Origin of the sequence: Aliiruegeria sabulilitoris (genome assembly GCF_001558155.1) — a bacterium.
Classification (GTDB): Bacteria; Pseudomonadota; Alphaproteobacteria; order Rhodobacterales; family Rhodobacteraceae; genus Tropicimonas; species Tropicimonas sabulilitoris.
The window spans coordinates 19,221-29,905 of the sequence record NZ_LOAS01000036.1; the positions used below are offsets into that span (position 1 = coordinate 19,221).

Sequence of the window (10,685 nt, forward strand, 5' to 3'; positions counted from 1 at the left end):
CTTGAATTGCACAGGGTACCAACGCCAGAACGGCAATGCAGAGGCTGAGATGTTTCAGGGTCGCGACTCCAAGTCTGACAGGAAAACGATCGCGACACCCGGAAGCTTCGCTCTCCATTCAAATAAAAAAAGGCGGGGCGGTCCGAGGGAGAACCGCCCCGCAGGCAATCAGTTCAGCGTGTTCTTGTAGATTTCGCCGTCCTTCATGATGATCCGGATCGTCTCCGGGCTCTCGGGCCGCGGCTCTGCGCCGAACCATTGGTCACCCGTTCCGACGACCGAGAAATCCTTTAGTGGGTTGCCATCCAGGATCAGGATGTCCGCGTAGGCACCTTCCTCGATGACGCCGAGTTTGCCCTCGGGATACGGGTTCATGAAATCCCCGGTCAGGGCCGCGATCTCGCCTCCGACCGAGGTCAACGCAACGAGAGACGTGTACGCGCCGAAGAACTCATTCGCGAGATGTTTTTCATAGGCGATTTGTATGTTGCAGGCATCAACCGTGCCCACGCAGTCCGTGTGATGGCCGCGTTTCGCCGGACATTCGCGCATATTGTCGAGGTAGTCCGTGAAGGCTGCGGCGGCTGATTTTGCCTTGCGCAAACTGGCCGGAACCTCGCTGATGGCTGGGATATCGAACAGGTTCGGATCGAAGGCTGTCAGGTTTGTCGTGATATAGGCATCCTTTTCCGCCATCAGAGCGGAGATTTCGCAGTCGAACATGAAGCCGTGTTCGATCGAGCGGACGCCTGCATTGAGCGCGTTCAGAATCGCTTCCTTCCGGTAGGAATGCGCCATGACATAGCTGCCATATTCATTGGCCACCTGCACGGCTGCCTCGATCTCGGCCTGCGAACCGGCGATCAGTTGCCACGGGTCGAAGACCGACACCACGCCGCCCGACTGCATGAACTTGAGCTGGCTGGCCCCCATGCGGAAATTGTTGCGACCGAATTTCTGGACGTCGGCAACATTGTCTACTTCCTGCGCCATATTCAGCCGGCTGAAATTAGAGCTTTCTCCGACAGGCGACGTGTAGTTCGCAAAATCCGCATGGCCACCCCGAGTGCTCAGAAAGGCACCCGACGGGTAGATACGCGGTCCGGCAATTGTTCCGGCGTTGATGGCGCGTTGCAGGCCGCCGTTCTGGCCGCCTGCGTCCCGGACGGTGGTGAACCCTTGCATCAGGTACATTTCGGCAGAGGCGACACCGGCAATCGCAAGGTCTTCCCAGGTGCTGTTCGCTTCCATCGACGGAAGCGTCGGCCCCGGCAGCATCAGGTGCACGTGGTTGTCAATGAAGCCTGGCGTCAGTGTCCGCCCTCCGCCGTCAATGACTGTGGCATCCCCTGCGTCGACGGCCTCCGTCGAAAGCGTCTTGATCAGGTTGCCTTCGACCAGAACAGAGCCGTTCTCGATCAAGGTCTCACTCACACCGTCAAATATATTGACGTTGGTAAACAGCACCTGGCGCGGTCCGTCGTCCTGCGCCGAAGCGGTCGTTGCAATCCCGGCGACCAGAGCAAGGCCGGCGACCGAGGCAAGGAATCTCATCATATACATCTCCCGTTGGATCAGACCCCTTTGCGGGGCGCTTGGCTGAGAGACATCCTAACGCACAAAAAAATCCCGCTTCTGTCCGTGGAGGTCACTGAGGGCAGGTTTTTTACCTATCCAGACTGCTCTCGAGAGTTTTTCTCTATTCCCGTTGCCGTCGGATCCTATGCTGCATGCAATTGGAAGTGCGGATATCGAATCAATGACCCACAGGCTGCCACTCGTCAAACTGAGCCTTCTTCGCCCGTTTGCGAGTGAACTCCGCGAACGTGGCATTGACCCGGAACCCGTCTTCGAAAGCGTCGGCCTGATCGAAGAGGTGACCCTTGACCCCGACCTGTCGGTCCATGTCATGGTCGCCACGCAGTTTATCGAGAATGCGGCTGTTGTGGCCAACGACAGTTTTCTGGGCGCGCATGTCGGGAGCAAGCTTGACCTCGGCGGCTGGCCGGTTCTGGCGGACGCCGAAGCGCGGGCGAACACCGTCGGAGACTACCTGTCGATCTTCATCGCACGGGCCAACGAGATTGCAAGTTCGGCCACCGAATACCTCAACATTACCGGCCAGGTGGCGGTCTTCGGCGAAACGCGAACCTTTGAGCCGACGATCCTGCCGGCTCAGAACGACGCCTTCATGGTGGCTCTCGGCTGGGCCATTCTCCGGCGGGCGCTTCGGGACGAGGTGGACCCATCGAGAGTGACCGTTGTTGTCTGCGATCCTTCGGCCCTGCCACCGGAATTCGACCTGATGCACCCGGTGAAGGGCGACCGGATGGGGTTCAGCATCCGTTTTCCCTCCGCCTGGTTGTCCGCTTCGTTCGAGACAATTTCTACTGGTGTGGCACCCAAGGAGAGGCTCGACGCCACTGTCGGTGAATTCGTACATTCCTTTCGGCAAGTGGTACGCGCCCACATTGGACAAGGCGCCCTGAGCGCAGCGGAATGTGCAGCCCTCGCATCGATGAGTCAGCAAAAACTGAAACGCCGCCTTGCCGCCGAAGGAACCAGTATTAGCAACGAGATCGGATTCGTCCGGCAAGAATATGCACGGGCCGCCCTCGCCGAGACCAACCGGTCAATCTCTGATATCGCCACTGCATTAGGCTTCACGGACGTTGCCAATTTCACCCGAGCCTTTCGCCGCGCAAACGACATGACACCAACCGCATGTAGAAAGCTGCAGAAGACCGAGGATGACGACTCCACCGGATAGTTCGGCCGAACCTAGCATTCATCGGTACAAATGCAGTGACCGCAGATTCCGCGATCTGTGCGTTCGACCCGATCCGGGTTTTGCGCTTGCCGCGAAAGGCGGCTTTGACGAGCCGCACCGCAGCAATATGAAAGGATTCCCGAGGTCTGCATTGGGCCGGTCGCGCTCCTTTCTCCGAACGCTGGATGGCGCATCCTCGCGGATGCGGAAACAGTCAGGGTGGGCGGAGTGCGGACGTTCTCTGCACAAAGCATTAGTGGCAGCAAAGCGGACGGCACCGTTGGAACTCAAGCTCCGCGAAATGCCGGAACATGCGCAGGCAGTTCGTAGTAGGTGGCACTTTTTGCGACCGTTGAACAACATAGGACCAACTTTCGTGCCCACATAAACGTCCGCGCACACGCGCACATATGTAGGCGTTACTGCGGTCCGATGTGCAAAATTCGTGCAAAGACCGGTTAACCACTTTGCTTGATTGCAGTGTCAATCGAAACTCGGCACGGCCTCTTTGAGGTAGCATTTTTCGTCACTTGCCCTACGGTTGGGAAATTCGTGCTGAGTGTGTTCGACAAAGGACCGATGCTTTTCCTTTGAAGTCAACGATAGTGGGAGTGGAATTCAGATGTCGGAGAGGAAAGCCAGTCAGGTTCAGGCGAGAGGATCTCTCTGCCGAGGTCGGCGCGAGTTCCTTGGCGCCGGCTTACTCGGAGCGGGCGCTCTGGCCACACCATTTATCGGAAACGCAAAGGCCTCCGCAGGGAGGAATCTGAAGCTCCAATCGCTCTGGACGGAAGACACGATCGGATATCGGACCTTCAAACTCTGGTGCGAAAGCGTGGTCGAACTCACATCGGGTGAAGTGGGTTTCATACCGTTTCCCGGCGGGAGCGTCGCCGAGATTTTCGACATGATGACCGCGACCTCCGCGGGTGTCCTCGACGGTATGCACTGGGTGCCGCATTACGCGGCAGTTACCGGGGCAATGCCGGCTGGAGCGTTCCTGACATCATTTCCGATGGGGCTGCCGCACCCGCACCAATGGGATATGCTTTTCGATAGCTACGGCGGAACAGATCTCGCCCGTGAGTTGTATGCCCGGCACGGGCTGCACTACGTCGGACATGTCCACCACGACATGAACCTGATCCACTCGAACGTCCCGATACGGTCTCTGGACGATTTCTCCGGGCTGAACCTTCGGATGCCGGGAGGCCTCGTCGCCGATTGTTTCGAGGCGATCGGAGCCAGGACGGTGGCACTTGCAGGTTCGGAAGTACGGCCCGCGCTTGCATCCGGCGCGATTGATGCCGCGGATTTCACAGGACCCGCGATGAACTTCGATCTGGGGTTTGCCGATGTCAGCAAGTACATCGTGATGGGCCCCACATCGACGCCATGCCTGCACCAGCCCGTGGATCTGACGATTGTCGTGTTCAACCAGGGCGTTTGGGACAGCCTGTCCACGGCGACGCAAGACCTGTTGACCGAACTCGTTCGGTCCTTCTCGATGCAGCATTTCACGGCGCATCAGGAAGCAAATATCGAGGCGTGGTCGCAGTTCGCCGCGGCAGGGGTCGAGGTAACGCGCCTCTCTGAGCAAGACGTGGATCGGTTCCGCGCCATCGCCTTACCGCTCTGGTTCGAATGGGCAAACCGGGATCCGGATTCGGCGCGTGTCCTGTCACTGCATCTCGAAGTCATGCTCAACCCGGCAGTCGCATATATTTCGCCTGAAGACATCGAGGGGTTTGAACTCAAACTCTAGAGGTCTTCTTCTGAAGGGCAATGACCGGATTGGTGATCGGAGATGGGATCGGAAAACAACGCAAAGGGACAGTTGTCAGCATTTCTTCCCTCGACGATCCGGGGAAAGCTCCTTTTGGTGATCGCGATCATTCTCGGCTCCGCACTCCTGAGCGGCCTGATCGCAAATCGCGCCAACACCATTGTTCGGGAGCAACTCACTTCGATCACCGAGGAGGTCATTCCGGCCCTTGGGGTCGCGCATAGCGTGTCCGAAGTAACCACCAATATCCGCAACTCCTCTGCCGCAGTCGCGACCTCGGCAAGCCCGAGGGAGCTCACCGAACGCCGCGTCGAACTAGAGGACTACCTGGCGCAGGCCCGACATGTCATTGATCCGCTCACCTCATCGAGGAAGGCATCCGATCCGGTCGCAAGCCTCGAGGCGTCAATTGGCGACGTCGAGGGGCTTTCGGAGAAGCAGGCGGAGATCGTTTCCGAACGCCTTGCTCTGGCGAACACGCTGTCGGGAAAGATACAGGCGCTGGCGCGCACGCATTCCCAGTTCAACAGCTCGATTGAACCCTTGATCACGGATCAACTCGACGTCCTGCGCGACGAGAGCGATCGTGTCGTCGCCGGAACAGACGGCACGGTCGAGTATCTCAACGATCTGAGCGTCCGGGCGCTCGTCCCGCTCGCGAGCATGCAGGTTCAGCTCGGGATCATCGAACAGACGCTCGCGGGCGCCCTGTCGGCAACTTCGGAGGAGGGCGTGCGCAAGGCGTGGAGCGACTATGTCGTGGCGAGTTCGGTGGCCACACGCAACGCCGCGGAACTCGCTGCCAACGATGCCGTTCGGCAGGTCGTCGACGTTGACGAACTCTCCGTGCAACTTGACCGGATAACAGCCTTCGGCGCCGGAGAGACCAGCATCTTCGATCAGCGTTCCATCGCACTCCAGGATCCCACGGCACCGGAGGTCGACGCCGCCGCGAAGGCGCTGGATATACGGAAAGCCCTCGATGGTCTTTCGGCAAGTCTGAAATGGTCCATCATCCTGATAAGAGGGCAGACGGTCACGGCAGGTGCCGATCTCAGCCGCGAGGTGTCGGCCAGCCTCGACAGGATCAATGATGCCAGCATCGCTAGCTACGGCGCGCTCCTGTCGCTCGAGGCGCTTGGAAACCGTGGGGTCGGGATCCTCACGCTGGCGCCGTTTGCCGAGGAGGAATCCACCTTGGCTGCCCTGAGGCACGACCTTGAGGAGGTCGCTGCGGAGACCGAAAAGCTGTTGGCGCCGTTAAGCGAACGCGTGAACATCGGCGAAACGGCAGAACTGGCCGAGCGTTTGATCGGTTTCGGTCGAGGCGAGGAAAGCGTCTTTGATCTGCGTGCCATGGAACTGATCGCTCTTCGGCAGACTGGCGAATTGCTTGCCCAAACGACCGAGTTGACCGAGCAGATGAGCGTTCTGTCCGCCGAGATCGTGGCCGGTTTCGGCGCGCAGGCAGATGTTTCGGTCGCCCGGGTGCTCGAGTCCCTGCGAACCAGCCGAGCGACCGTCTTCGTCGTCTTTTCCGCGTCGTTTCTCGCGATCATCGGGGCAATTGCCTATGTCAATCGTAGTCTCGGCACGCGGCTGGGGGCGTTCAGCAATGCCACCCTTGCCCTCGCGCAGGGAGACTTGCATGTGGAGCTTCCGCCACCGACAGGACGCGACGAAGTCTCGCGCCTGATGCATGCTCTGACGGTCTTCCGGGACACCGCGGTAGAGATGGAGCAAAGCAACCTTCGGGAAATCGCGGAAACCCGGCAACGCCTGATCGACGCGATCGAGAGCATTTCCGAAGGCTTCGCCTACTTCAATTCCGATGATCGACTGGTCCTTTGCAACACCCGCTATCGCAACTTCCTGAACGACCAGGAGGGCGTGTTCGTGCGGCCGGGAGCGTCTGTCTCCGAGATCGCGAGCCACGTGCCATCATCCTCGGGGCTCCGCCTGGAAGCCGCACCGCTCCGCGGTGATTCGTCCGCGGATCCCGGCGAGTTCGATGGGGCGCGGCCAGGTCTTCGTCACCTGCAGGATGGGCGTTGGGTGCAGATCGGCAAGCGCCGAACCGTCGACGGTGGAACGGTCGTTGTCTACTCCGATGTCAGCGAACTCAAGGCCCGGGAGAGCGAGCTTACCCAGGCCAAGGAGCAGGCGGAGGCGGCCAACGACGCCAAAAGCACATTCCTTGCCACCATGAGCCACGAAATCCGCACGCCACTGAACGGCATCATGGGCATGAGCAGCCTGCTGGCATCGACCAAGCTGGACGTCGAACAGCGCGATTTCGCGAACACGATCGGTGAGGCCGCCGATACGCTGCTGACCATCATCAACGACATTCTCGATTTCTCCAAGGTTGAGGCGGGTGCGCTCGAACTTGAGGAGATCGAGATCGACCTCGTCGAAACGGTAGAGGCGGCGGCCGAACTTGTTGCCCCGAAGGCCGCAGAAAAAGGAGTTGAACTTGCCTGTCGGGTCAAGCCCGGCGTGCCACGCGAAGTCGTTGGCGATCCGACGAGGATCAAGCAAGTTCTGCTCAACCTGCTGAACAATGCGGTGAAGTTCACGAATGAGGGGGAGGTCCTGCTGACCGTCTGCTCTGCCACCGAGCACCGGAAGCAGGAGTGGGTAGACGCCACGTGGATCGAGTTCGTTGTGAGCGACACAGGGATCGGCATACCGGAGGATCGGATGGACCGGCTGTTCCGCTCTTTCAGCCAGGTCGATGCCTCGACGACGCGGCGCTATGGCGGAACCGGTCTGGGACTTGCAATCAGCAAACGCATCGTCGAGAGCATGGGGGGACAGATCGCGGTTCAGAGCGAGGTTGGCCGCGGTTCGACCTTTTCGTTCGCTGTTCCATTGCCGGCGCACGAGAGCATGGGCACTGGCTCCTCTGCCCATTCTGACCCAAACTTCCGGGGCGAGTCCGTTCTTGTCGTCGACAACAACCGCACCACTCAGGACATCCTTGAAGAACGCCTGATTGGGTGGGGGCTTCAGGTACAGGTTGCCGCCGCTCCGATGGAGGCGATGACGATGCTCGAAGACCGGCGAGCCTTTGCTGCCGTTCTGATCGACTTCGGCTTGCCCGAGATGAATGGCCTGGAACTCGCGCGTCGTATCCGCGAAACGCTCGGCGATGGCGCTCCTCCGATGATACTCTTCACATCGTTTACGCCGTCCGAGCCGGGCCAGTGGGCCGAGATCCGTGCTTCCGGTTTCGCGTCAGTGATGACGAAGCCTGCCAGATCGAGGCAACTCCTAAGGGCACTCGAGGCTACCATTGCCACCGACGCCAAGGCGGAGCGTTCGGCATTCGCCCAGGACGCCGTTCGAGAGGCCGACCGTTCGTTGTCCATACTTCTGGTGGACGACAACCGGATCAACCGGAAGGTCGGCAAGAAGCTCCTAGAAAAGAACGGGTTCGCGCCCGAGGTCGCTTCGGGTGGCGAAGAGGCCGTCCAGATGGCGACAGGAGGTGCTTACGATGTGGTCCTTATGGATGTCGAGATGCCAGACATGGACGGGATTTCAGCCGCGGCGGCCATTCGCGAGAGCGTAAGCGACATGGCGCGCCCCTTCATCGTGGCCCTGACCGCCAATGCGCAGATTTCCGCGCGTGAGAAGTACCTCGAGGCCGGGATGGACGATTACGTCAGCAAGCCGGTGGACGAAGGCGCGCTGCTGGACTGCCTCGAGCGCGGTGTGAGCTTTCGGCAGGCGCAGCGCGCACGGAGTGCCTAAAGTCGGACAGATACGGGAGGCAAGGCGCGGGACTATGGAAGACGATCAGATTGACCGGGGGGCGCTCCGGAAGCTGCTTGCGCTACTTGGAAACGATCCTGCGGAACTCGAGGATCTGCTGTCGGACTACTATCAGGACGCGCCAGATCTTGCCCAGCGCATCGTGGACTCCGCCGTGCGTGGAGACGTCGAAGCGCTGCGCATTGCATCGCATTCTCTGAAGTCCAACGCGCGCGACTTCGGCGCATTGCGATTGTCTGATCTCTGCGCTGACCTGGAGAAAGAGTGCCGAGCCGGATCACCAAGGGATCCGCAGCAGGCCGCTCAGGCAATCCGACTGGCGGAGGAAACGGCGCGACAGGCTCTCTCCGAAATTGAGATCAGCGGGCTCAGTGCGGAGTCGGGCGATTGACGATCAGGGAGGCTGAAAGCGAAGGTGCCGCAGCCGCGAAGACCCTCATCGTGGACGACAGTCGGGTCAGCGGGCGAAAACTTCAGAAAGCCGTGCAGGCGCTCGGTCATGAGGCCGAGACGGCATCCGACGGCCTGGAAGCGATGCAAAAACTACGCGCCCGGTCCTACGACATCGTGTTCCTGGACATCGTCATGCCGTCGATGGACGGCTACCAGGTCCTGGAGGCCATGAAGGCGGACGAGGCGCTCCGTGATATCCCGGTGATCGTGGTGTCCTCTCTCGAAGATGAGATCGGCAGTGTCGCCCGGGCCATCGAACTGGGAGCGGAGGATTTCCTGCCGAAGGACTATGAGGTGGTCATCCTGAAGGCCCGTGTGAACGCGTCGCTGTCCCGCAAGCGTTTCCGGGACAGGGAACTCGACTACTTTCGCGACATCGATCAGCTTACGCGCGCGGCGCAGGTCATCGAAGGTGGCGCGTTTCGGCCGGCGGAACTCTCGGTGGATTCCGTCGCGAAGCGAAGCGACCCCCTCGGTCGGCTTGCCGTGGTGTTTCGCGGCCTTGCCGAGGAAATCTACGCGCGCGAGAAGCGTCTCGACCAGACCATCCGAACCTTGCGAGGCACGCTTCTCGTTCTGGCAGCGGGCAGCATTTTCGGGCTGGCGCCAGCCCTTGGGCGGATGGCATCGGAAATCTCGGTGCCGCCTCTCGGGCTCGTGTTCTGGTCGAACCTCGTCGCCGCAATTCTGTGCCTGCTGGTCTCGATCACTCGCAACGGGTTGCCACGGCCGGGTTTGCGGGATCTCGGTTTCATTGCGATCTGGGCGGTGGTTCTCGGGTGTCTCTACCAGCTGTTGACGGTCGTGATTGCAGGGCACGTGGAGGCATCCACGATTGCATTGATCGGCAGCACACGCGGCTTCATGGTGTTCCTGCTTGCGGCCTTCCTCGCACTCGAACCTCCGAGCATTCGTCGGTTCGTCGGCCTCGGCATCGGGTTCGCAGCCATTGCGATCGTCCTTTTGGCGAATGGTACGGGCGGCAGCGACGGCGACCGTCTCTGGCTCCTTTCCGCTCTGATTTTGCCGCTGCTGTTGTCCGTGCACACGCTTCTAATGGCGAAGCGCCCCGCGCATCTCGACGCTTCCGCGACGGTGGGCATCATGATGTTGTTCTCTGCATTGGCCCTCCTGCCGCTCGCGAGTGCTCGCGGCTCGATCTTCCTGCCGCCATTCCCGCCGGGGGAACGGGAGGCAATCATCCTCGTCCTTGGTGTCTCGAGCGCCGCGGCGCTGGTGATCGCGTTGAACCTCGTTTCCCTGGCAGGCCCGGTCTTTGCGAGCCAGATGGCCTATTCACAAACCCTTGCGGGGATCGCCTGGGGCATGCTGCTGCTTGGCGAGAGCCTATCGCCGCTTGCATGGGCTGCGCTCGCGATGGTGATCTTGGGGTTCTGGCTTGTGGAACCAAAGAAGGCTGGCGAGGAGTTCAGGGCGAAGTTCCGTATGCGGAGAGAGACCCCCTGAGGGATCGTCGAACCGTCCTGTTGGCGATCTTCGATCAACTGGGGTGCCCGTTTTGCAGTCGACCGAGTGCAATTTGACGTTCGAGACCTGCGTGTTCAGTTAGAGAAGCAAAAAAGCACTTTGATCTTCCGAAGGTACGACGCCACCGCAGCGACGACAATGAAGGCGCCCTGATTGGCGGTGCAAGCGCAATACTACGATCTCTAATGGACAGCGGAGTCAAATAGCTGGCTACTAGCCGTCGTTCGTTTCGAGAATCCCGAAGGTCGGCTTCGGGCCGGTCGCGCTCCTTTCTCCGAACGCTGGATGGCACATCCTCGCGGATGCGGAAACAGTCAGGGCGGGCGGATTCCGGAAGTTCGCCGCAGATGCAAACTAACCACGCAGCCTAGGTCATGTTGACAAATGGCGGAGCCAGAGGCGGATTGA

The 10,685-nt window shown here is 60.2% G+C and carries 6 protein-coding genes; 5 read left to right on the top strand and 1 reads right to left on the bottom strand.

What is annotated here, in order from left to right; translation table 11 throughout:
- Nucleotides 1–168 precede the first annotated feature (168 nt).
- Nucleotides 169–1,557 (bottom strand): metal-dependent hydrolase family protein, encoded by a 1,389-nt coding sequence (locus tag AX756_RS22160; RefSeq protein ID WP_231701138.1) that lies wholly within the window; start codon nucleotides 1,555–1,557, stop codon nucleotides 169–171.
- A 202-nt stretch (nucleotides 1,558–1,759) separates the two neighbouring features.
- Between AX756_RS22160 and AX756_RS22165 the strand changes: the two genes are divergently transcribed.
- The 5 genes from AX756_RS22165 to AX756_RS22185 all read left to right on the top strand — a co-directional run bounded on the left by AX756_RS22165 (nucleotide 1,760) and on the right by AX756_RS22185 (nucleotide 10,256).
- Nucleotides 1,760–2,770 (top strand): helix-turn-helix domain-containing protein, encoded by a 1,011-nt coding sequence (locus AX756_RS22165; RefSeq protein ID WP_163886867.1) that lies wholly within the window; start codon nucleotides 1,760–1,762, stop codon nucleotides 2,768–2,770.
- Nucleotides 2,771–3,392: 622 nt separating this feature from the next.
- Complete coding sequence (dctP, locus tag AX756_RS22170; protein ID WP_068317279.1) at nucleotides 3,393–4,535, top strand: TRAP transporter substrate-binding protein DctP; 1,143 nt, start codon at nucleotides 3,393–3,395, stop codon at nucleotides 4,533–4,535.
- 117 nt (nucleotides 4,536–4,652) lie between these two features.
- Nucleotides 4,653–8,315 carry a hybrid sensor histidine kinase/response regulator gene (locus tag AX756_RS22175; RefSeq protein ID WP_197431113.1) on the top strand — a complete coding sequence of 1,221 codons (3,663 nt, stop codon included), beginning with the start codon at nucleotides 4,653–4,655 and terminating at the stop codon, nucleotides 8,313–8,315.
- Between the two features lie 34 nt (nucleotides 8,316–8,349).
- Nucleotides 8,350–8,727, top strand: coding sequence for an Hpt domain-containing protein (locus tag AX756_RS22180; protein WP_068317284.1), 378 nt, complete (start codon nucleotides 8,350–8,352; stop codon nucleotides 8,725–8,727).
- On the top strand, nucleotides 8,724–10,256 hold the full coding sequence (locus tag AX756_RS22185) for a response regulator (RefSeq protein ID WP_068317287.1): 1,533 nt from the start codon (nucleotides 8,724–8,726) through the stop codon (nucleotides 10,254–10,256). The genes AX756_RS22180 and AX756_RS22185 overlap by 4 nt, the downstream gene beginning before the upstream one ends.
- Nucleotides 10,257–10,685 lie beyond the last annotated feature (429 nt).